The organism is Bacillus alkalisoli (genome assembly GCF_002797415.1).
GTDB classification, from domain to species: Bacteria; Bacillota; Bacilli; order Bacillales; family Bacillaceae_I; genus Bacillus_CD; species Bacillus_CD alkalisoli.
The window spans coordinates 346,582-369,735 of sequence record NZ_KZ454944.1; the positions used below are offsets into that span (position 1 = coordinate 346,582).

28 protein-coding genes are annotated in these 23,154 nt (G+C 37.6%); 25 read left to right on the plus strand and 3 right to left on the minus strand.

Translation table 11 applies throughout. From position 1 onward, the window contains the following. Positions 1–181 precede the first annotated feature (181 nt). From CDZ89_RS01680 to CDZ89_RS01700, 5 genes are all read left to right on the plus strand, one after another. Positions 182–664 carry a hypothetical protein gene (locus tag CDZ89_RS01680; RefSeq protein ID WP_100333044.1) on the plus strand — a complete coding sequence of 161 codons (483 nt, stop codon included), beginning with the start codon at positions 182–184 and terminating at the stop codon, positions 662–664. Next, entirely contained in the window at positions 661–1,086 is a 426-nt protein-coding gene (locus CDZ89_RS01685) for a DMP19 family protein (RefSeq protein WP_100333045.1), read from the plus strand. The genes CDZ89_RS01680 and CDZ89_RS01685 overlap by 4 nt, the downstream gene beginning before the upstream one ends. A gap of 282 nt (positions 1,087–1,368) precedes the next feature. Beyond that, a complete protein-coding gene (locus tag CDZ89_RS01690; RefSeq protein WP_096156400.1) occupies positions 1,369–1,605 on the plus strand; it encodes a hypothetical protein in 237 nt (78 codons plus the stop codon). Between the two features lie 124 nt (positions 1,606–1,729). Continuing rightward, positions 1,730–2,077, plus strand: coding sequence for a hypothetical protein (locus tag CDZ89_RS01695; protein WP_096156401.1), 348 nt, complete (start codon positions 1,730–1,732; stop codon positions 2,075–2,077). Positions 2,078–2,322: 245 nt separating this feature from the next. Next, positions 2,323–2,529, plus strand: coding sequence for a PD-(D/E)XK nuclease family protein (locus tag CDZ89_RS01700; RefSeq protein WP_096156402.1), 207 nt, complete (start codon positions 2,323–2,325; stop codon positions 2,527–2,529). A 69-nt stretch (positions 2,530–2,598) separates the two neighbouring features. Here the strand turns inward: CDZ89_RS01700 and CDZ89_RS01705 are convergent, their stop codons facing one another. Beyond that, on the minus strand, positions 2,599–2,937 hold the full coding sequence (locus tag CDZ89_RS01705; RefSeq protein ID WP_157842650.1) for a BsuPI-related putative proteinase inhibitor: 339 nt from the start codon (positions 2,935–2,937) through the stop codon (positions 2,599–2,601). A gap of 181 nt (positions 2,938–3,118) precedes the next feature. Here CDZ89_RS01705 and CDZ89_RS01710 point away from each other — a divergent pair, with 181 nt between their 5' ends. From CDZ89_RS01710 to CDZ89_RS01745, 8 genes are all read left to right on the plus strand, one after another. Next, positions 3,119–3,508: a hypothetical protein gene (locus CDZ89_RS01710; protein WP_100333047.1), complete on the plus strand. Its 390-nt coding sequence runs from the start codon at positions 3,119–3,121 to the stop codon at positions 3,506–3,508. Between the two features lie 56 nt (positions 3,509–3,564). Next, positions 3,565–4,035 carry a YhfM domain-containing protein gene (locus CDZ89_RS01715; protein ID WP_100333048.1) on the plus strand — a complete coding sequence of 157 codons (471 nt, stop codon included), beginning with the start codon at positions 3,565–3,567 and terminating at the stop codon, positions 4,033–4,035. Positions 4,036–4,319: 284 nt separating this feature from the next. Then, the gene (locus CDZ89_RS19860) at positions 4,320–4,484 is read left to right on the plus strand and encodes a hypothetical protein (protein ID WP_176483798.1); all 165 of its coding nucleotides are present in this window, start codon (positions 4,320–4,322) and stop codon (positions 4,482–4,484) included. 114 nt (positions 4,485–4,598) lie between these two features. Further along, on the plus strand, positions 4,599–5,150 hold the full coding sequence (locus CDZ89_RS01725) for a hypothetical protein (RefSeq protein ID WP_100333049.1): 552 nt from the start codon (positions 4,599–4,601) through the stop codon (positions 5,148–5,150). Between the two features lie 187 nt (positions 5,151–5,337). Further along, the gene (locus CDZ89_RS01730; protein WP_100333050.1) at positions 5,338–5,739 is read left to right on the plus strand and encodes a hypothetical protein; all 402 of its coding nucleotides are present in this window, start codon (positions 5,338–5,340) and stop codon (positions 5,737–5,739) included. Between the two features lie 145 nt (positions 5,740–5,884). Continuing rightward, on the plus strand, positions 5,885–6,289 hold the full coding sequence (locus CDZ89_RS01735) for a hypothetical protein (RefSeq protein WP_096156409.1): 405 nt from the start codon (positions 5,885–5,887) through the stop codon (positions 6,287–6,289). A gap of 150 nt (positions 6,290–6,439) precedes the next feature. Next, entirely contained in the window at positions 6,440–6,925 is a 486-nt protein-coding gene (locus tag CDZ89_RS01740; RefSeq protein WP_100333051.1) for a hypothetical protein, read from the plus strand. A 131-nt stretch (positions 6,926–7,056) separates the two neighbouring features. Continuing rightward, complete coding sequence (locus CDZ89_RS01745; protein WP_100333052.1) at positions 7,057–7,482, plus strand: YhfM domain-containing protein; 426 nt, start codon at positions 7,057–7,059, stop codon at positions 7,480–7,482. A 74-nt stretch (positions 7,483–7,556) separates the two neighbouring features. On the opposite strand, the gene CDZ89_RS01750 is transcribed toward CDZ89_RS01745, so the two are convergent. Continuing rightward, entirely contained in the window at positions 7,557–8,183 is a 627-nt protein-coding gene (locus CDZ89_RS01750) for an immunity protein Imm33 domain-containing protein (protein WP_100333053.1), read from the minus strand. Between the two features lie 196 nt (positions 8,184–8,379). Between CDZ89_RS01750 and CDZ89_RS01755 the strand changes: the two genes are divergently transcribed. From CDZ89_RS01755 to spoIIID, 3 genes are all read left to right on the plus strand, one after another. After that, positions 8,380–9,381: a DUF3231 family protein gene (locus tag CDZ89_RS01755; RefSeq protein ID WP_227521420.1), complete on the plus strand. Its 1,002-nt coding sequence runs from the start codon at positions 8,380–8,382 to the stop codon at positions 9,379–9,381. A 200-nt stretch (positions 9,382–9,581) separates the two neighbouring features. Continuing rightward, positions 9,582–10,610 (plus strand): VanW family protein, encoded by a 1,029-nt coding sequence (locus CDZ89_RS01760; RefSeq protein WP_100334237.1) that lies wholly within the window; start codon positions 9,582–9,584, stop codon positions 10,608–10,610. Between the two features lie 553 nt (positions 10,611–11,163). Then, positions 11,164–11,427 (plus strand): sporulation transcriptional regulator SpoIIID, encoded by a 264-nt coding sequence (spoIIID, locus tag CDZ89_RS01765; RefSeq protein WP_096156413.1) that lies wholly within the window; start codon positions 11,164–11,166, stop codon positions 11,425–11,427. A 231-nt stretch (positions 11,428–11,658) separates the two neighbouring features. Here the strand turns inward: spoIIID and CDZ89_RS01770 are convergent, their stop codons facing one another. Further along, the gene (locus tag CDZ89_RS01770) at positions 11,659–12,561 is read right to left on the minus strand and encodes a helix-turn-helix domain-containing protein (protein ID WP_157842651.1); all 903 of its coding nucleotides are present in this window, start codon (positions 12,559–12,561) and stop codon (positions 11,659–11,661) included. A gap of 189 nt (positions 12,562–12,750) precedes the next feature. On the opposite strand from CDZ89_RS01770, the gene CDZ89_RS19495 reads away from it, so the two are divergent. The 9 genes from CDZ89_RS19495 to CDZ89_RS01805 all read left to right on the plus strand — a co-directional run bounded on the left by CDZ89_RS19495 (position 12,751) and on the right by CDZ89_RS01805 (position 23,153). Beyond that, positions 12,751–12,909 (plus strand): hypothetical protein, encoded by a 159-nt coding sequence (locus CDZ89_RS19495; protein ID WP_157842652.1) that lies wholly within the window; start codon positions 12,751–12,753, stop codon positions 12,907–12,909. Positions 12,910–13,360: 451 nt separating this feature from the next. After that, a complete protein-coding gene (locus tag CDZ89_RS19500; RefSeq protein WP_157842653.1) occupies positions 13,361–13,498 on the plus strand; it encodes a hypothetical protein in 138 nt (45 codons plus the stop codon). Between the two features lie 115 nt (positions 13,499–13,613). Then, complete coding sequence (locus tag CDZ89_RS01775; protein ID WP_100333054.1) at positions 13,614–16,598, plus strand: thiopeptide-type bacteriocin biosynthesis protein; 2,985 nt, start codon at positions 13,614–13,616, stop codon at positions 16,596–16,598. Then, positions 16,564–17,538 carry a hypothetical protein gene (locus tag CDZ89_RS01780; protein ID WP_100333055.1) on the plus strand — a complete coding sequence of 325 codons (975 nt, stop codon included), beginning with the start codon at positions 16,564–16,566 and terminating at the stop codon, positions 17,536–17,538. Before CDZ89_RS01775 ends, CDZ89_RS01780 begins: the two co-directional genes overlap by 35 nt. Continuing rightward, positions 17,535–18,629: a hypothetical protein gene (locus tag CDZ89_RS01785; RefSeq protein WP_100333056.1), complete on the plus strand. Its 1,095-nt coding sequence runs from the start codon at positions 17,535–17,537 to the stop codon at positions 18,627–18,629. Before CDZ89_RS01780 ends, CDZ89_RS01785 begins: the two co-directional genes overlap by 4 nt. Further along, a complete protein-coding gene (locus CDZ89_RS01790; protein WP_096156418.1) occupies positions 18,616–20,199 on the plus strand; it encodes a YcaO-like family protein in 1,584 nt (527 codons plus the stop codon). Before CDZ89_RS01785 ends, CDZ89_RS01790 begins: the two co-directional genes overlap by 14 nt. Positions 20,200–20,214: 15 nt before the next feature. Further along, positions 20,215–21,273: a hypothetical protein gene (locus CDZ89_RS01795; RefSeq protein WP_100333057.1), complete on the plus strand. Its 1,059-nt coding sequence runs from the start codon at positions 20,215–20,217 to the stop codon at positions 21,271–21,273. A 21-nt stretch (positions 21,274–21,294) separates the two neighbouring features. Further along, positions 21,295–22,668 (plus strand): MATE family efflux transporter, encoded by a 1,374-nt coding sequence (locus tag CDZ89_RS01800; RefSeq protein ID WP_100333058.1) that lies wholly within the window; start codon positions 21,295–21,297, stop codon positions 22,666–22,668. Between the two features lie 245 nt (positions 22,669–22,913). Continuing rightward, positions 22,914–23,153, plus strand: coding sequence for a hypothetical protein (locus CDZ89_RS01805; protein ID WP_100333059.1), 240 nt, complete (start codon positions 22,914–22,916; stop codon positions 23,151–23,153). Position 23,154 lies beyond the last annotated feature (1 nt).

A 23,154-nucleotide genomic window follows, 5' to 3' on the forward strand; every position in this document is an offset into this window, starting at 1 on the left:
GACCGATTATCCCTCAGAAAAGGAGAGAACCGTCAATAGAAAGGGAAGCCAAGGCCGATTAGCCCTCAGAAAAGGAGAGAACCGACAATAGAAGAACATTAAGGCATTAAGGTGCCAGGCACCACCCGAAAAATCTTGTTTCACAAAAATGTTTCACAGCCAATACAAGGAGGCGACACAAATGGAAACAGCTATACTCTACTACAAAATCTACAACAACCAAGTCGTTGCTGCTGACTACATCCACTGGGCACTGCACCAACTAGAACAAGACCAATCTTCCACATCCTTAAATGTATTAGCTTCCTTACAAGAACCTCTCAATATTTTTGAAGTTGAAGATTATTTTCACAAAGCAATAAAAGAACTTAATATAGAAAAACCAACAATCTATACAGCAGTTCAACAATATATGAATCTATTACTAGAAAAAATAATCCAAAAAGAAGCATCGATAATCGACCTAGCTTATGATATATATAAAATAACGTGGGAACAGAGTGACGACGAAAAATTAGAAGCAGCTTGGTACGAAATTAGCGAACAAATCAATGATTACCGACATGGAGACAACATAAATAACCTTACAGAAGAAGAACTAAACAATCTCATTACAAAAGAAGCCAACCATTGGCTCGAAAAATCAAAGGGGACATCACAATGAAAAAAGAAGAAATTTGGAACGCAACTATAGCTATACTTGCAGAATCCGACTATCCATCAGACAACCCAGTCCTAAACGACGTATACCTAGCCTATCACTACTACTCAGAACTAGAGAGCGGAGGACACGAAGCCTTCCTAACCTGGTTCTCCGAACAAATCGAACAAATGGGACCAACCACTTTTCTACAAAAACTAATACAATCACTAACCAAAATAAACGCAAAACCATATGCGAAAATAGTCGACACATACGGCGAAGCCCTCTGGAAAGCGTACACAGCCCTAGAAAAAGAAGAAATAGAAGAAGACCAGTTTTACAACATAATAGAAAAAGCAGACAACGAATACTACCAACTAAACGGCGAACTAGAAAAACACCTAGAAAACTACTTTGTAACCATCCACACAAAACTAAAATAACAATGGTGCCAGTAACAATGGTGCCAGGCACCGCCCGAAAAATCTTGTTTCACAAAATGTTTCACAACCAACCAATACAAAAAAGGAAACTCCCTCTATCCTTTTATCAGATTCATACCTTTCCCATGCTTTCGATAATAGCAATTCAATTCCTCCTCTATTGTAAAACATATTTTTAAAGGAATTATTGCCCTTTTTATCGAAATGAAGATTTATTGAAGTAACGGCGCACTTTAATAGTAGAAAAGAATGTTTTTTAACAATATACGAGGAGGATATAAAATGAATCTAAAATCAGTATTTATATTGTTGCTTCTCTCGATGGTCATGACAGGTTGTCAAGCTGAACCAAAGACCTTTGACGCTGTTTGGCTTGATTCGTCAACAAGTTCTCAGGAAACAATTAATTCATCGACAAAGAGACTATCAGATGCCAATATTGATTTTATCATTGATGATAGTGGTAATATACTAATCGATAAGAATGATTTGAATAAAGCTATGATGTGTTGTTCCTAAACTAACGGAGGCGTTGATCCAAGAAGCTATTAACGTTTTATATTGAAGTGTTTTTATACTCTGTCAGAGCAGCATAGATGATTATGACTTTGTGAAGTATACGGTAAGATAACAGGGGGAAATTATGAAGAAAACTAAGATAGTATGTGTACTTATCTTTTTATTGGTTATTTTACTTGGATGTTCAAAGAAAGATGACCTTCCTTACGCTTTATCTGCTGAACAATATAGGATTATATATGTTGTTCCAGAGCAAGGAAATGTAGACCAATTACAATGGTTTCAAGAGTTTGAAGATAAGCATAAAGGTGTGATTTTAATTGCTTTTAGTCTAGAATTAACTCAAAAGGAATTTCCATCTTTAGATGCTACTGAAGTCCCTTATATTTATGTCTTAAGTCAAAATGCTATTGTTATTGAGGGCTCTGATATGGAGGAAGTTAAGAAATTTTTGATAGAAAATACTAATTAAGATTTTAATCGGATGCGATTGCTCAAGAAGAACAGTCGCTTTTTCAGAAAAAAGGAGTTGTCCACAAAGCTAACATGATGATGGTGTGTCGGAAGAGTTTAAAAAGAAAGTAGAAGAGCTTTGTGATAGGCTTGAACCAAAAAATAAAGAAAACAACTCGTTGTAGCAGCTAGTTAGTGAAATATGCAAGGACGATGTAAAGGATTAAATAAGCTAAGTTTAAATATCTTATGAAATATTATCTGTTGCGTAGTACAACCAAAACTGCAATAACAATTTCAGAAATTTGTGGGTATCCCCATTATGAAAATGTTGTTTCAAATGTATTAGCATTCTTTTTTGATCCAGGAAAAGGACATGGATTAGAAACGCTATGTATAGAAGCAATAATGCAAGTTCTTGAATCTAAAACATATGGTATAGATGGATTTTGGGAAGTGAAAGGGAAGTAAGAACAGAAAAAGGAAACTCCCAAAAAAATCGGAGTTTCCTCTTCACGCCAACCATCATTAAATCAAAACCTACACCGTAAACTCCAACCGCTCCCTAACTGTAGGCCAATCGCGATCAGCCAACCAAACCACAATCTTATAATTCCCTGGCTCTAACTTAGTCAACGGAATCTGAAAATCCAAACTATCCCCAGCTCCAACCAACAATTCTTCATAAATCATAATAAACATCTTATCTTCCGAAAACTGCTCCACACGCTGCCCATCACGATACAAAATATAATCATATCGCTGTCCACTCCGAAACGTCACCTTCTCCGGAGCATCCGAAGTATTCTTCACCTTAAAAAACAAGTCAACAGAATCCGCAGCCGTCTTTTCATATGTCAACACAGCCTCCAAACCCATCCAACCAACTCCTTCCAAAACCTCTTTATATAAGTATATTCCACAAAACCCATCCAATACCTTGATTACAGGACTATTACAAGTGCCTGGCACCTGTAATAATCCTGTAATAATATAGAAGGAATTTCCATGTTGAACGAAGAATATATAGTTATACGTTCAACCCGGAGGATACAACACAATGAAAAAACTATTCCCAATTCTATTTACCATACTATTCATCAGTACCATCATCGTCATAACGCTCGTCATCTTTGGTGCCCTAGACTCAGCAGGCCCAATCGCGTTTTACCTAATCATCGCATACGTCATATTCTTACTCGGCTACACCCTATTTGCCCTATTCATCGGCATCAAAAACATCATCCAAGCACCATGGGAAACCACACTCCCAATCATTCGTAACGCAGCCATCTACTTCATCGCATCAACAGCGCTCATTTACGGAAGCATCTATATATTCGGCTTCACCGAAGACAAAGGCCTACTAGGCAACCTATCCGTCCCACTCGGACTCGCAACCGGCTACCTCGTTGTCCAGTCCATATTCCTGAACAAAGATGATAAATAGGGACGGGGTTCGTTTCCCATTTCTGTCCCCTCCGACACATAAAGGAGCTACTTTGCATGAGAAAATGTCTATGCACCATCATCTTCCTACTAATCACAACTGGCTGTGCCCAACAACAGGGAACTAACAACCCACCCGACCCAAACAGCCTACCATACACAACCGGCCAACCGGCCAAGCTACAACCAGCCGCCGAAATAAAAAAAGTCACCATCACATGCCTATCCATATGCAGAGAAAGATACCCAAACCAGCCAATCTCTCAAACGTTCGAAGACCAAAACGATATCCAACTCTTCGTAGACGCCTTATCCAAAGCAATCGAAATAGCTGGAACATTAAACTACGCCGCCAATTACGAAATGACCTTCCTTTACGAAGGCAATCTACCAGAGTCATTTCACCTTAACCTCGATCATCACGACAAAACCAGTGACGGGCTACTAGTGAATCTATCAAACACCGAAACCGGCTACACCATCCCAGCCGAGCATGCTTCGAAACTAAGTAAACTAGTAATTAAATAATCTACTTTCACACCCCTTAGCCGGAATCGCGTGTGGTAAAATAAGGATTGAAACACAAAGGCCCTAGATTGAAACACAACTGAGTCAAATTGAAACACAAAGAGCAGAGATTGAAACACACAAAGTACAAATTGAAACACAAAAGGAAGAGATTGAAACACAACCGAATCAAGCAGAATACACAAACTAAGATTGAAACACACCAGCCCCAAATTGAAACACAAAAGCGAAAGATTGAAACAAATCACACCCAAATCGAAAAGCAACGAACAGGAGACAAAAAAATGCTACCAACAGAATTCTATCTATTAATGGCAATACTCTTCATCGGCCTAATCATACTCGGCATTTACGATGCAAAAAAGAAACACGAATTAAAACTAGAAGAAATTAAACTAGAAAGGGACAAAATCGCACTCGAAAACAAAAAACTAGAAATCAAACAATAGAAAAGTAGGGACGGGGTTCATGTCACATCTTCAAAATGTGAAATGAACCCCGTCCCCATTTTCCAATCCATGTAGTATAATCAATCATATACACAATCCAGGAGGCACGACCAAATGACACAAGACATCATCTCATTAAGAAAACAACACATCCTAACCTTTAACGCCATTTACTTAACATACATTGCGATCGTCATCGCCCTCGGTGTATGGACAAACATCGCGGCCAACCACTTCATGATGGCACTAGCAACACTCGTCTTAATCATGAGCATCATCCGTATCAAACGTACCGACAAAACAAAATCATTCATACCAATCTTTGAAAAAATAAAAAAACACGAGCATAGCCAACTCGGCGTAGCATGGGAACGCGACCACCTTTTCATCAACATCGGCCTAATCATCGTCTTTATATTCCTAATTCTACAATCATTCGCCGTTCATTCAGGTGGCATCTCATTCCAAGAAGACCCATCATTACTAACAATCTTCCTACTTCTCGGAATCATATTGAATGTCGTAAATTACACACGCCTGAAAAAAGTAGAAAAAAACGCCACACCAGAACAAATCAAACAAATCCAAAACGCACTCAAACTACCTATCGCAACAAGCATCATCATCTACACCCTAATCATAACAGCATTCACAATGTTAAATTAGGGACGGGTTTTGTTTCTCATTTTTCAAAACAAAACCTAAAAACGAGGGGCCAGCCACCTTGAAGCATTCGACCTACGAATGTTTCAAAGTGGCTGGCCCCTCGTTGCACTTAAAAAGGATTTAAGGAAATTATGTAGAATTCTAACAAAACAAAAATAGGAAAGAACCATGTGGAGGAACAATAAAAATGAAGAAACTTCTCATACCCATCATATTCCTTATCGGAACAAGTACCATATTCTCTGTGTATCTAATGAACCAAGAAAGAGACCTCTCCACGTTTGAAGGATACTTTCTTTTGGGGTACATCCTTTTCACACTGTTATTAATTCTCATCACTATAGTGACAGTACTTGTAGGCGCTGTGAAAGTAGCGAAAAACCTGAAGATAATTAGCCGACAAGCCAAAAAAAGAGCCATTATCTTCCTAGGAGGATATATCCCATCGCTTCTCATCATCAACATATTCTTTACCCCTCAAAACTTAAATATCTACTACTTTATTGGTCTCCCACTATTTGCACTTCTATTATTCTTTGCAATAGAAGCGATAGTAGCCAACAGAAATGCGAACTCGGGACGGGGGTAAATTTCACAATGGGAAAGTAGGGGCGGGGATAGATTTCACAATGAAAGCTCTTAAATGAGAAATGAACCCCGTCCCTCATTAACATTGAAACTTTACCTTGCAAAATACGTATTAAAGACATAAGTAAACTGAGAGGAGAAAAACGATGAAAAACTTTTTAAAGTATTTTGCTTGGACGATCGCCATTGGGGCCATTTTTTTCATAGGCTTAACATACCAAAAACATATCATCCAAACAGGAATGTACTCGTTCAACATGTACCCAGCTATCATCTACACGATAACCTTTCCAATAGTGATGGGCATGCTACTGCGCTTACCGAAATGGCTCACAGAATCCAAAAATAATGCCACTTGGAAGGTCAACTGGCCAAAACTCCTTGCAGTCGGAATTCCAACGCTATTCATCACGCTGGTTCCATTACTCTACTTCACAGAAAGCGCTGCTAAAATACCATTCATGGCTCATTTTATCCATCTAAACGACACCACCATACCCGGACTCATCCTCGGCTACATCATCTTAGATAGCATCAAAAAGGAAAATTAGCCCAGGTGCCAGGCACCACCCGAATTTTCTTGTTTCACAAAATGTTTCACGGGTGAGCATGAACCGAGGGGACAGACCACGAAACATTCGACTCACGAATGAATCAAAGTGTCTATCCCCCTGATGCATCTTAGCAATGGAGGAAAAAACATGATCCAATTTTTCAAAAAAAGCAAATTAATAAAAGACGACTTAAAAGGCAGAGCATCCTTAATGTTCAAGGATGTTTCAGAAGACCCATGGGACCAAGAAAATTTAACAATACGAAACCTAGATTTTTCCGTCGAAAGTATCCGCTACATTGATGTCTACGTGAACCGACTCCTGACAACTCAGACTGGTCAAGAATTGCTATCAAACCATTACGAGCACTTCGTTGTCCGTATCGGAGCCTACGTTGGTGAAGTAATTAAACAACGCATTACCGAAGATTTTCAATGGTATGAGGCGGATTCAATTTATCTCCACAGTCCTAAAGTGGAAAAACCTCCAATCGGAATTGATACCGAAACAATCCTATATTCAAAAGAGAATGACGAAGTGATTTCACCATTGCAAGAAGTAGCTCACACGCTAAAAGGAAAACCTACCTATCCAACCTTACTTCAATACGTGGAAGACAAAGTAAAAAGATGAACCGAGGGGACAGAAACCACGAAACATTCGACTCACGAATGAATCAAAGTGTCAGTCCCCTCAATGCACCCAACAACCTTGTAACTTATTCCACTCCCTAACGTCAAATCAAAAACAAGGGGGATTTTACCATGCAAAAAATTCTACTATTAATAAGCTTCATCCTTTTACTAACCGTTGGCTGTTCTCAGCAACAAAACAATACGGAGACACCCGAACACACGAAACAAATCACCAAAGTTCAAATCACCTGCATGGCAGAATGCAAAAGCATGTATCCCGACCAAGCAGAAGTTCAAACATTCAAAGACAAAGAAACAATCGAACTATTCGCAACTGCTATCCAAAACGCTGTTAGAATGCCAGGCGAAATGGACTACAGCATCCTCTACGAAATGCTTGTTACATACGACGACAACACAACAGATCTTTACTACTTAAACGTAGAAAAACAAAAAGAAAACATAGGCTTCCTAGTAAACACATCCGACACACACATCGGCTACTCGATCCCAAAAGAGTATAACGACAAACTAAGTGAGCTCTTATATAAATAATGAGAAACCGGGATGGGGTTCATTTCACATTCCATAACTATAAATGTGAAATCAACCCCCGTCCCCATTTCACCCTACCCATTCACATACCCATCCCAATCATAATCTTCTATCTTATAAAAATACCCATCCGTACCACGCTCATACGCACACAAAGCAGGCTCATCAAGAAACGCCAAAATGGAATCATCCATATTCAAAATGACCCCAATCGAAATGTACTGAAAATTAGCTGGATCGTTTAAATAATCATCCTCTTCATAGCCACTCATCACCGTCCAACCCGAATCATGCTCATCTTTCGGATTATCCCTTAACAAAAAATGAAACGACTGCTTATCCAACACATCACTACTCACAACAACTTTCGTGTCAAAATAAACATCTAAATTAGTAGCCTTTGGGTCCTCGTATTCCGTATCACAAATATTTACCGCGTGAAACGTAACTTCTTGTCCTAACTCCAGTACACCTTTCTCATACGGCTCATTTGCCAGCACTCCTTTAAAAGTGTCGCCATCACGCTCCAGAATCTCCACCCACATCCGTTCTCCTTCATACTCCACACCATGCTCATACATAAAAATAAGCTTCACTATATCTCCAATCTCTAATGAATCAATCACATCCTCACTCGGAACATAAAACGTATAAGGTGACTCTTTCCCACGCTCCCGTACATTATCTAAACACCAAGCCATTGCTCTCCATCTCCCAATCCAACTCAGACATACCTATAAAATACTCCCTGCAACGCTAAAATCCTTCTCGAGAAACCGGGACGGGGTTCATTTCACATTAAACAACTCAAAAATGAGAAATGAACCCCGTCCCCACTTCACATAATCCGAACATGATTAGGGAAAAATATTCCCATCCATAAGGAGGTGTTTTGTTTTGGAAAATCATAACATAATGTTAACATCCTCAGAAATATCGAACCTATGGGCAAACTACGCTAGCGACACTATGTCCATATGTGTGTTTAAGCACTTTTTAGCCCATATAGAAGATACAGAAATTAAACATATCCTCGAACATGCTATCGACTTGTCGAAACAACATGTTGCCATCATAGCCGATATTTTTAAAAACGAGGGAATTGCCGTTCCAATCGGCTTCACCGACGAGGATGTAAACCTTAAAGCGGATCGTTTATTCAGCGATACCTTTTACTTACACTATGTAAAAAACATGACAAAAGGTGGATTAGCAACATATGGAGCCATCCTACCAAATGTTTTCCGAAATGACATAAGAGAATATTATATGTCCTGTATATCTTCCACGATGGAACTGTTTAACGATACTTCGAAAACCTTAATATCAAAAGGACTAGAAGTCAGGGCTCCATACATACCATATCCAAAAGAAGTGGACTTCGTGGAAAAACAAAGCTTTTTAGCAGGTTGGTTTGGGGAGCAACGACCGTTAACTGGTATGGAAGTTACCCATCTGTATACAAATATCCAAACAAACAAATTAGGAGAATCACTCTGCTTAGGGCTAGCACAAGTGACAAAACAAAAAGAAGTAAAAAATTATTTATTAAGAGGAGTAGAAATAGCACAAAAACATATTGCACATTTTAGCAAATATCTACAATCCGACTTCCTACCCGTGCCAATGACGTGGAGCGAAAATGTTACCACATCAAAAGAAGCCCCATTTTCCGACAAACTAATCATGTTCCACATCGGAATAACAAGTAGTGTTGGCATGGGAAACTACGGAGTAGCGATGTCGTTATCACCAAGGCGCGACCTAACCACCATGTACGCCAAGCTTTTAGGGGAAGTCGGCCTTTACGCAGAAGATGGAGCAAACATAAACATCAAATATAAATGGATGGAAAGACCACCACAAGCCGCAGACCGAGACGAATTAACAAAAGGGTAACCAATACAAATGGTGCCCTTTTTTTATTGGTGCCTTATTGGTGCCAGGCACTTTCCAAACTTTCCCTTTTTAACAAGAAATTTGTCGTCAAAAAAAGGGTCCTGTCTGCAGGAATATGGCAAAACTTTCCTGAATACAGTATGAGTGGGAATGGAACACCATACGTTCCATTCCAAATATATAGAAAAGTTGGGAATAAAATGGGGATATGGAAATGGATCGCGTCATGCCTATTGGCTGCTAGTCTTTTCGGTTTAGTTGGGTGCGCCGACACCGCCACTGTGGAAACAAAAGAAAAAGAGCTTCAAGAAAAAATAGCACAACTAGAAAAAGAACTCGCCCTTTATAAAAAGCGAGAAGAAGAAAGACAAAAAGAAGAAAAAGCAAAAAAAGAGGAAGAAAAAGAACCAGAAATCCCAGTCGTCCAAATCATCCATCCACAAACAAATGAAGTCATCGAAGCACTCATCCCAATCGAAATGGGCTATAAAACAGAAGACGACCAATACAAAAAAGCACTAACCAACTGGGCAAAAGCACTAGCCAGAGGCACAGACTCTACCGCTGGATATGACCAAAGAATGATACTCGACAAAATCGGAGAGAACGGCGAAATCATCAAGGGAAGCCCACAAGTCATTTTAGATGAAGCAGAACTAGTAGAAGCAGTTCTCCAAGCTTCCGAAACAGGCGGAAAAGTCCAATTACCACTCTATGTAACAGAAAGTGGCTACTCTCCCGATGAAATACCAACCCTAGATGAAGTTGTAGTCGCATCCTATACCACATACTTTAACCCGAGCGTAGAAGGAAGAACAAAAAACATCGAGCTTTCCGCAAAAGCGATCCACAACGTCATACTTGGAGTAGGCGACGCGTTCTCCTTCAACACAACAGTCGGGCCAAGCGATGAAGCCCACGGCTATCAACCTGCCGAAGAAATCAACAACGGAAAAATAGTCATGGGAATTGGCGGCGGCATCTGCCAAACATCGTCCACCCTATACAACGCCATCGACATGCTAGACGTAACCTACGTAGAACTACACAACCACTCGCTGGAAGTAGCCTACGTCCCAAAAGGAAGAGATGCAACCGTCTCCTACGGCGGACTAGACTTCCGCTTCACTAACACAACCGGCGCCCCACTCCTCATCACCACCCACATGGAAAACGGCGCCCTAACAGTAGAAATACGCACATCCAAAAACAAAGAAAAACAAATATAAAAATAGAAGCCGTTAAACAAAACCCAACCTGGGTCAATGTTTAAGGCTTTAATTTTTTGGTGCCGAGAAAACAACAATAGTATAGTACAGTATTTTTATTATTGAAAACTAGTTGATGTTCGCTGCAGATGCGAGACTCCTGCGGGAGAAGCGGGAAACGGGAGACCCCACAGGCGCTCGCGCCGAGGAGGCTCCCGGCCCGCCCGCGGAAAGCGAGCATCTGCAGCGAACATCAACCATTAGTACCCTAATCAAACCATCCACAAAAAAACAACTCGTCCCCACACAAAACCATGTACTAAAAAAAGAATTTTCAAATAAAACCCTTGTCCCACTTGACTTTTTAGCATATTCCCTGCTTTAAGCTAATACACTGTTACTAACCAAACATACAAAGAGAGTGTTTGAGGTGAGGGATCGTCATTGTCTCGAAGGAATTATCGCAGTAGCCAATCAAGCTTTTTGACCGAGTGTAACTAGTCGCACTTCGTTACAACATAAAGCGGGTCTCATTTCACGCTTCTCAACATCCATTTTAGGGAGGGCGAGTGGTGTGCACGATTACATCAAAGAGAGAACTATCAAGATTGGAAAGTATATCGTGGAGACGAAAAAAACAGTTCGTGTCATAGCGAAAGAATTTGGAGTTTCCAAAAGTACTGTCCATAAAGACCTGACGGAAAGATTGCCGGAAATTAACCCAGATCTAGCAAACGAAGTAAAATCAATCCTCGATTATCATAAATCAATCCGACATTTACGCGGCGGTGAAGCAACAAAACTGAAATACAAAAAAGAAGAAGAAATCGTAAAGTAACAACAAAAATGGCGGTACTCCGCCGACCAAAACGCCTACATAAAAGCTAGCTCATAAGTTCATTGGTTGCTTATGAAGCTAGCTGATTATGTGGCGTTTTTCAGTATGTCAGGATAATAGAACTATCGCCGATAAACTCCGTCTTTACAGGTGCCAGGCACCACCCGAATTTTCTTGTTTCACAAAAATGTTTCACAGAATGTTAAAATAGGGAAGAAGTAGGAGGTACTATTAAACTGGTACACTTTTGATATTGTGAGTAATGTTATTTAAGAGGTCTTTTACAAAGTTAATGTGCCATTCTTTCTTTTGCATCGTGTAAAGGAAGAGAGCTTGCTCTAGTTGTTGGGAAATTATCTCTAGGTTTTCGTTTATTTTAATCATGCTTTGTCCGCTTTGTAAGTAAAGATTACCTAGCATTGAAATATCATCTAATTCAAGAGAAAGGCGAATCCCTTTTTGAGAGGTTTCAACTGATTGGGCATATTTTTCTTGATAAAAGTATAGCTTAGAAAGGTTGAAAAATACTTTAAGCTTCAATCGCTTGATTACCTCTAAGTCTGTGCTAATGGCTAGAATTTCTTTATAAATTTGTTCAGCATGATCATACTGTTTATTTTCCGCATACACATTAGCGATGACGTTTTTTATTTTCAGATCTTGAAAGTGTAGCTTATATTTACTTTTATATGTTATTAATCTTTTGAGTGCTACGATACATTCTTTCCAAGTAATAGTTCCCAAGTACTGCTTAGCGCGAATGTCGTGCCATTCAATAAATTGGTTAAATCGGATGCCTAAATCCCTTTTTTCCTTTTGTTTTTTCTCCATTGTAGTAATTTCTAATATTTCCTCATATTGTTTTTGTTTAATTAGGTATTCTACTCTTTCCATTGTAAGTTTAATATAGTATTGAGAATCTTGGTTGAATGTAGTGAAAAAGTAATCCATCGTAACATTTAGTCGTATCGATAAGAAATGTAAGATGTCAACACTTGGAAATGCTCGGCCTTTTTCAATACTGCTAATGGTCGTTTGACAACAAATACCGTTCGCTAAATCTTTTTGGGAAAATCCTAACTCTTTTCGCAATCTGCGAATTTCCTCTCCTAGCTCTTTGCAACTAATTTCCACAATTCTCACTCCTTAAAATATGACAAATGTCTTATATATTTTAAAATTAGAATAGAAACATAGTGATGCACCATAAAAAGCTGGTTAATAAGGCCTTATCAATATAATCCGAGTTTTCTAATAATAATAAAGTCTATTATACTAGGTTTAAGTAATAAATAACTACATTTAAACTCAGGAGGCTTACTTATGAAAAAGATTGTCAAAGCATTTGTGTTTGTATCTCTCATTACATTCGTATCTATCGCAACACCAGCATTTGCAGATGAAGTAAAAACTACAACGAATAATAGTGGAGAGGTATCTCCAAATTCTCATAAAGATCCAACGATTCCTTCCGAGGATTAATCTTTACAGAATAAAAATCCCTTTAATAAAATCCCATTTCAAATCATTGAAATGGGATTTTTGTTTTTTAGGAAACTTTGTAATTAACGATAAATTTGAACTAGTAATGTGTAGCTCCAGCCGCCCTCGAATTTCGCTTTTGTTCTGCTTGCCAGCTTATAAGAATAAAGAGTCTAAGTACCTAAAATAACAAGCCTACATTCGTGGCTAATACCATCGTCAAGCTCACGTTTTTCTTTTGCAATACCATAAAAATAAAAAATATCAATTTAAGACAAATGTCATAATTTATGTGCAAACAAAATATCTAAGATCCTAATAGGTTTTAGATGGGCAGTAAGGGCTTCTCATCGTAAACGCACGTGTTTTTTGCCTGTGTTATGATTCATTCAAGGCCGAAAGATATAGAATATTCTATAAAAAAACCAAAAATTTAGAGGAGGAACTAATCATGAAAAAAGATCAAGTATTAAACAATGTTGAATTAAAATTGGACGTAGAGGTTTATGAAGTATCTTCAGCAACAGTTCTTGAAACAATGGGTGCTTCTATCGGAAAGAACTCTTGTTCTGTCATAGTACAACAATAATTTAGGTGTAAAAAACCTAATTCATACAAGACAGAATGCTCAGTTCGGATTATCCGACTGAGCATTCAATCTATAACAAGAGCTTTTTAGAATGTAGCTAAAGGAGGTAGACCACATGAGAATTGACGATCGGTACATTATTCGTAGTCCTGTATTAACTAAGGATTATATAGACCAGATTTACAAGGAAGAGAACTTATCTACTATTCTAATAGAATTGTTGCATAACCCCATACTAATGGAAAGAATTTTAGTTGCAAGTCAAAGCCTCTACTATCAACTTCTCCAATACAAAGAGAAGAACACGTTACCGTTGGATAGCAAAGCTGCGAGCGCGCTTGTGAAATATATACTTCGTATGGCTTCGAGGTCCATGCCGTTTGGGCTATTTGCTGGTATTCAAGAAGCGTCATTTAGCGACATTGACCAACCAACTTCAAATACACACGCACAAGCACATAAACACGTAAAAGTATCTATTGAATGGTACAAAGAAGTCATAAAGAAAATAGAGCAAAAACAAGGCATTCATTCAACCTTAACAATCAAAATGAACCCTTTAATTGTAGAGAGAGAAAAATACATCGTTCTAGAAAGCTCTTCTCATAATCAATACAAAAAAATGAGAATAGACAAAGTCCCCTTTTTACAACTATTGCTCAATCTACTAAATTCCCCTATTAAAATGAAAAAGGTAATAGAAAGGATAAGTAACGATGATCCACAAAAACAACAAACGATATTACAAACGATAGAAGATTTACTACAAAAAGGATTTATTATATCGGAACTAAACCCGACTATTCCTAACACCAATCAATGTTTGTTAGAAGGATTATTAAATAAAAATGAACTATTATCACGAGAGGATGAAAACAAATTAAAGGAAATTCAGTTACTCCTTCAGCAATATAAAACATTGCCAGTAGGAGAAGGTATCGACGTATTCCTTCGACTAGTAGACAAGATGAAAAAATGGAGCGATACGAGTAGATGTTTAGTAGTAGACCTATTTCAGCAAAATGAAAGAGAACAGACCTTTACAAAACACGAGATTGCCAACGTAGCCCAAAAGCTATCTTTTATGTCCGTATTTACCGCTGTGAACTATGAACAGACTTGGAGCACCTACATTATGCGTTTTCTGGAAAGATACGGTTACTTCAATGAAGTCAAATTGCTAGACGCAATAGATGAAGATTTAGGAATAGGGATGCCAACAATGACAGATGACTGGAAAATTTCCAAGGAAAACAGACAATACAATCAGTTTCTTCTCAACAAAATAATGGAAACCAAAAAAGAAGCACAAGATGTGGTCTCTTTACAAGAGAAAGACATCGAACATATCCAGTCTATTTATAGCGAGCAATTAAAAAATAAACAAAAAAATGGCTATGATTTTAAGGTATCCATCTTAAAAGATAAAGGGGAAAGTCTTTTTTCCATCGGGACGAACAGCTTTGGTAATACAGCATGCTCTTTTACAGGAAGATTTTATACGAAGGAAAAAAGAACTGCTGCTCAATATTCTTTAGAAAATGATGAGTACATTAGTGCGGAAATAAATGCAATTCCTCATCATTATGGAGACTTATCCGTTACCTATCAACAGCCAAACTATGTCATTAACATTAATACGATAACTAACATGGGGGATGCAGTCTCCTTTCCGGTAAACGAACTGTATGTTGGAGTAGATAAAGCAGGTTTGTACATTAGAAGTAAAAACTCCAACAAGAAAATACTGCCAGTTTGTACCCACATGCTCCACTATAACAACTTTATAGAAGACAAAGCACTTTTGTTTCTCTCTCTCTACGGTAAGTATAAAAGCAGGGCACCTATGGACTTCTATCTAGGACCGTTACGTACATTAAAACGAATTCCACGAATCCAGTATGGATGTATCATTCTTTCGCCCAAAAGATGGAATATCTCAAAGTCCAATATAAACGGTGAAAATGACAGAGAAAAAGCATTAAAAGAATTCGTAAAAGAAAACGAAGTAGATCAAGTTGTATACCTACTAAATGGAGACAAAACATTACCGCTAAAACTACAAACCGCGCTGGGAAGGTCATTACTGTTACAAGCACTTGCAGAAAAAAAGAATGAAGAAGAGTTCATTACATTAATAGAGGCACCAGAGTTAAATGAGCAGCAGGCAACTACAAGGAATAATGTAGATTACGTGTTTACCGTACTCCCTGATAACCAAAACAGTAAAGTGTCAGCACCACTTCTAACCAAAATACAAACGAACATTGTGAAAGAAGAATGGGATTGGGAGTACTTCAAAGTGTTCCCGAGCGTTGGGTATAACGAAAAGGCGCTTGACCTTTGTTTACAATTTTTCAAAAAAAACTCCGTGAAGAAATTCTTTTATGTCCAGTATGTGGAAGAAGGGAAGTTGGTTTTAAGAATTAGATTCCAATCAAAGTATAAACATGTGAAAGAAATATTTGCAGAATGGTTAAAAGAACTCTATGTTGCCCATATCATTTGTGACTACTCTAGTCATCTCTTCATCCCAGAGATTAATAGATACGGTGGTGAAATACTTTATGAAAAAGCGTATCACTATTTTTGTGAGGAATCAGCATTACTGCACAAGCTTAACCTAGAAAATCTAATTCCGTTCAACGAAAAGGTAGAAAAAGGAATGATATTCACTCTTTTCACAACGATTGACTTATTCGGAAATTACGCAGATGCAAAAGCGTTTTTAGAAAGTGTTGCAGGAGAAAAAAACAAAGACATATTAAAAAAATTTAAAGCAAACCGGCCCCATTACACACAAGTAGCCAACTATGCAATTGATTTGTACAAAAAATACCAAACGACACATATGGCAACCAAGCAGAAAGTTGGAAGAGAATATAGTGAACTTCTGTGGAAAGAGTTACATCCAGACCAAGCATTATATACGCTAAACAGTATTCTCCATATGACATTAAATCGCGTAATTGGTGTGGATCGAAAAGTAGAACAAGAAGTGTATGAACTCAGCAGCTATGCATTGTACAACTTAAAATACTTATTACAAATCAAGGGTGGATACGATGAATTATCACGAAATATACCTTTATATCAATGAAGAAGAAACTCCGATGGAAATACAAGATTATATAAAAAAAACAATCACCCTCATTCCAAACGTGAGCATCAAGCAAAGTTGGGAAAATGGCTATCACATATGTCTATTTGGAGAAATAGGAGATATAAAAGAAGAAATTACGAAAGACTTACAGCAACTGCTTGCTCGTTATCCTTCCAAACAATACGATGAGCAACAATTCCGTCAAAAATATAGTACAATCTCTCAATATTTTCAAAAAGAAAAAAGCTTAAATGAAATCTATCAAAACAAAGTAATGGTTCCGGAAAAACCAAACATCCAATTATTTCAAAATGAAGGTCAAGTTCACCTGTACTTAAAAATTCATCTTGCATTTGATCGTATATTTTTACCTAAATATTGGAGGAAGAACGATATAGAGGAGATTAGCCGAGAGATTTACCCTTTCTTCTCGAAATTACCCGACAAAACGTTATCGGAGGAATATAAACTGTATTCCAATGGCTTTGTCTCTCACTTATCTCACTACGTTGGATTTTTACATTCCATAAAGGAGGAAATGAGGGGGCCAATCAAACAAAGTTTTAAACAAAGGAAAGCGCAATTAGGAGAACTTCTAGTTGAAGAAAATGCACTCTTTCATGAATTGCAAGAAATATACAAACAAGTCAGTGCTGCGATAGAAAGGGAAGAAATGAACTTTATCTCGCCACAAAATGTGACAGATGTGAAAGATATAACGAAGGACGCATCTGACTACCACCAGGCATTCTTTCAAAATGAAGCATTGTTAGCTTTAGTGTTGCATGATGTCGTATTAACGACAAATAAATGGGTATTAAATGTACTGTATGAAAAGCTTATATTACTACAATTAAAGCCAATCGATAAATTCTTTATGAACTATGTTTTTAGTTCTACTAGATTTAAAGACGAATTCCAGGAGGTGTTTGAATGAACGGATATTTACATCCTACCTTTTATATCATTGACACGGAGAATGATTTTTATATGTGCACAAAAGACGTAAATTTGAAGATTGGATTAAACAAATTACAAAAAGAGAAAGTCTATCACTTAGTAGAAAAGTTAAAAAAACACTCGGATGGGGACGTAACGGAGCAGTTAGATCCATTTGAACTACAAATCTTTCAACTTTTAATAAAAAAGAAATTTTATATTTATCACGTAAAGCGGGAACGAGCATATATACCTGCCATACGCTCTATTACAGGTCCAACTTACTTCTTAGAAGTGGTAAAAAAAGAATGGGAAATGGAAGAAAGCTTGAGCGTGCTTACCGAAGACACTTTACATTTTACCCATCACGAAAGGGAAGAAAAACAGTTCGATTTAACCGTACATATATGCGAAAACACTATGTATATATATAAAAATGAGAACATCAAGGTAGAAAAGAGAAAAGAAACAATTAATAGACAACTATTAAGGTATGCTGCCTACGTTTTCGTAGAAAAGCTCGAATCTGACAATCTAAACATGGAAGATTTAGAAAGGAATCTGTTAAAGATTGATTTAAGTATGTATACGAACGAAGTGGAAAATGTACCATTTACATTCATTACGTATGAAAACTATCTTTCTAGCTATTGGGCAGACAAAAACCTTCGAAATGTTCAAGTAGAAATAAACGAAGAAGTAAATTTTCCTTTAACAACGGTTAACTATAAAGATCAAAATTGGAACAATACGTTAACGGTGTTAGGTTTTGACGTGAATGATGCGATAAATAATCTTCTTACTATCTTAATGAACGAACGAGAAGTACCGAAAGTATTCCATTATGGACAGTTTTCTAAAAAGCCGCTAGATGAAAATAATCTTCTCTTCTTTACAAAGTACATTGAAATAAAACTACGGAAGAAAATGGAGCTGCTTTCAAGTGAAAATAAAGTAGGATTGAATCTTGATTTAGACGTGAAGTGGGTCGAGAAGCGGGATGATTACAATGAATGGACACTGTTATTAACCTTGTATGAAAATAACATGCAGTTAAAGCAGGAGGTCATGGTTCATGCTAACTCGTAACAAAAACATTGAAGAAGCATTAAAAGAAGTGGTTGAGATAACAAACGGAAGTTTTTGTTACACCCAAGACGGTTATACGTTTTTACTCGAAGTGAAAAAGGTGGATGAGGCGGTACTCATAAAACGAAATTACAAAGTGGACGTTTCGGAAAATAAACCGTCGTTACGTGGCTATGCTCCGAGCAAATCAAGTATGAAGAAAATAGTAGCGTACTTTTTATATAACTTACATAAGTTTGAAGGGTTGCTACTAAACGAGGATGAATCTTTTTATCTGATCATTCAATCAATGGAAAAAAAGACAAATAAAAAACAGCATCATACGGATAAACGAGTAGCCTCGAGGTTTTCCATTGAAGAAGTGGTCGAGGCAATGCACTATGTTGCCGGTGGATATGTGGTGAAAGAGGACCGAGGTTCTGTATCGATTGCGAATCGAAAAAACTTTACTATTCAGGGGTTTGGCTTTGACTTAGACCGAAAGAATGCATGGAGAAAGGCAGCGCTAGAATATTTGGAGAGATACGCTAGCGCTCAAACGTTACCGCACACCATCATAGACACGTACCAACTTCTAAGCGAAAAAGCGAATGTCATCCACCCTAGAAAACTAGGCTTGTATGAGAAAGAACAATCCGACCGTCATCACCTCTCCCAATTTTCGGAAAAGGAACTTGTAGAATGGGTTAGGGGAAGGTCACTGCGGACGAATGAAGGAACATATGTTGCCAAACAATACGTCCAATATTTAAAAGAAGGATGGCTACACCATTTTGTCTATGATAATTCAAATGGTTGTGCCATTGGAAACACTTTGGAGGAGGCAAGTCTCTATTCCATCTTAGAGTGCTTGGAGCGAGATGTGTTTTTTCGCTGCTGGTTCGGTAATGAACCAAAGCGAAAGTTACACTTAACAGACGAACGATTTTTAAATATCACTATTCAAGCGGAAATCTTTAAAGAAAAAGGATATAAGCTAGAGTTTTATTTGTTAGATAACGCGGCAAACATACCAGTAATATGGGCATTATTACAAAATGAACAGAAAGAGCCAGCTATCTACTCCATCACCGGTTTAGGATGCCATTTACAACTAGAAGTTGCCATACAATCTGCCTTTTATGAATTGTTTAATGCATACCAAGGATTAACAACATTACACCCAGCAGAACTGGAAAAGAAAAAACGCACTGCGATTGAAGGAGAAAAGTTGAAGACAATTGATGACCACTTCTACTTCTTTGCATCAGAAACATCTAAAAGTTTTATTGAAGAAAAAATAGTAGGGACAAAAAGCATTCTATACGAACAAGTGAAGGAGATGTCTTTCTGTCATGAGTCCGTAACAACAGAGTTGAACTTCTTAGTAGAAAGGCTCCGGACTGTATACGAAGATGTAATCGTAGTCGAACAAACAAACACAGTATTACAAGCTCTATCACTCCATTGTACAAAAGCATTTCTCATTAATGCGATACCGGTTGATTTCACAACAGAACTCATTAGAAGGAATGGAACAAAGTACGACGATTGGAAAAAAGAAAAAAAGAATATTCATCCATTAGCGTAAATAAAGGAGAAGACAATGAATTATAGCTTAAACGAATTTTTAGGAGAACTATCCTATAATTGCGGTTTAATAGAAAAAGTGCAGCACTTAACATATTCCTTTGATGATTTTACTTTATCGGATAGTAATTATCAGTCTTTCAATGAAATGGAAAATATACTGCTAAGCGTCAACGACACGATCCGAGTCGAAAAGAATACAGCCTACAAAGTTCATAAAGGGTATCCGTCTCCAAGAAGTATTTATCCTATCCAAATGTTTATTGCAAAGTCAAAAAATTTCTTCCTCACGAAAAATGATCAACTAGAAACATTTGAGCTATATAAAAATAATCAATTGGAAGCAAAAGAAGGGGATCTAGTATTTGTTTATAAAAAAAGATACCCATCGTATTATCAATATATTAAAAAAACGTTATTTTTGTTAGAATTAGGCCATTTTCTCTATAACGTCATGACAGTTGCCCGCCACTTAAAAATTCAATTCACGTTAGAAATCAAAGACGGGTATTTGCTGTTGCGTAAAACAGAAAGAGAGGAATGGAATGAAAGCGAAGACATTCAAACTTTTCTACAAAAATGTCGATGGAGAAATAGTGGCCCTTACAAAGTACCAATAAATAGCTTCCATATAGTGGACCAGACAGCCGTGAATGCACAAGGAACAGAGGACGAGTTGCGTCAACTGCTGCCAACGCGCATAGATGGAAATTTCATTCAACCTGTTAGTTTCCATCAAGATGGCACAGGTTTATTTTACCGACAAGGGAAAACCTCTCTAGCAATTCCATATGAAAAGCTAAATGAAGCTTATCCATACATTAATTTCAGAGGCGTATCAACGGTTGTTATCTTCCTGTTATATCACCAGCTATTTAAAAACGAATCAAACCTTGCAGAATATTTAATCGCTACAGGATTTAAGGCCCAATTTTATTGTTTAGATTTTGCAAAAGAAGGACAATATTGTCGACCAATTAAAAGCTTTAATATTGGACAAATGGAAAATATCTTCAACATAGACAGTCGAGAATCCACCATCCTATATACATTAATCGCTGGATCCGCTGATTAGCAGAGAAGGGAGAGAAAAAAGATGGATACAAATTGGAAATCACTAATGAAATTTGCACTGCCAGTTACCCTTATTGGAATAGCAGACATAGCATTAATATTAATTGACTTATTCTGGATCAATTTTTTTATCGGAGAAGCAGAAGCGTTATCTGCAATACGACTTTCTACATCTGTGATCATATTAATCGAAGCAGTGATTATTGGTGTTATTTCCGCTATTTTAATTTATGTAAGTCAAAATTATGGTGGAAACAAAATGGATTCTGTTAAAAGAGGGGTGAAGACAGGTTTAGCATTCTCTTTTTATGCAGGATTGTTTGTAGGAGCAGTCGGATTACTTATTCATCCGCTATTTCAATGGATTTTCGGCGTGGACGAACAAACCATAGCCTACTTAAATCAATATTTAATCGTTCTTTTTATCGGCTATCTCTTTATGTCGCTCAACAACTTTTTATTATTGATTCCGAGATACTTCCAAAAGCTGAGAGCCATCTACTGGGGGCTAGGGATTGCAATCGTAGCAAATGCCGCGGTTACACCAGGCATTATGATGTTATTCAACCTATACGACTTACCATTAATGGCTGGTGCGGCAGTTGGGACAGTAGTGGCAAACATCCTATGCTTTATCTTCTTACTATATAAGCTCTACTTTAAAGATTATTTAAACATCCAACTTGAAAAGAGAGATATTTCATTCCGACTAGACTTTAAACTGTTAAAAGAAAATAAAGAATTCATCGGAAGTCAGTTGTTTACGGGAATAACCTTTAATTTGTCGATGTTTCTATATATCGTTATTCTATCGTTTTATCCAAATGATGCATTCAACGTTTATGCAGTCGGAACATACATCTTTATTCTATTCGGCGTTTTTTCACAAAACTTTGCCGCAAGTGCTATCCCACTCGTATCTTATAGTGTTGGTGAAGGGAAAATAGATAACGTCAAAGATATTGTAAAAAAAATGAGTTCTGTTCTACTTGTCTATAGTGGAACCATCGCGATTGCTATCATATTACTTCGCAGTGTAATTGCTCTTGTATTTACAAAGGATGCAACGCTCTTACCAAGGTTCGAAGAGTTTTTCTTATACTACAGTATTCCTTGGGTGTTAAATACAGTGTCCATGATCTTTATCTTTGCTGTGTCAGGGTCTGGAGACTATAAGGGCGGCCTATACTTAACCTTTACGAACATGTACGTAATTGTACTATTAATGCTATTCTTTGTGCCAAACTTATTTGGGGATGTTGTAACAGGAGTATTTATTACATTGAGTTTGATTAATGTAATAACCTTTGTTAACACTGTAGGTTATTACATGATAGGACGTTGGAAGAAGGCTTCTTTAGTAACAGAGGAACAGGTGTTAGAGGGAAGTGCTTAAAGGAAGTCAGTTAATAAAGAAGTCGCTCACTGTACCGCAAGGAGTCAGTGAGCGACTAGTAACTGGTAGTCACATACAAGCTACTCATAAGCTTGTCGGTTGATTATGTCCCGGCCCCGTAAGGCGTTTTTATATTACAAATATGTTTCAGGTGCCAGGCACTACCCGAATTTTCTTGTTTCACAAAAATGTTTCACAGCCTATGAACGCTGAAAAAATGACGTCTGACTGGAGCAAGAGGAGAAGTGACCGAAGACAGATCAAAAGTGACCGGAACAAGTAAAGAAGTGACCGAAGACAATGCGAGAATGACCGGAAGAAGTCCTAAAATGACCGAAACAAGAAGAAAAGTGCCGAAGCTACAGTCAAATCTCTTGCATCAGTTTGTTTACCCACTTGCCTGGTCATTAGGTTTCGCTGATAAACTCCCTGAAATCGCCGATAGAACCCCAATTTCGCCGATAACCGCACCAAATCGCCGATAAA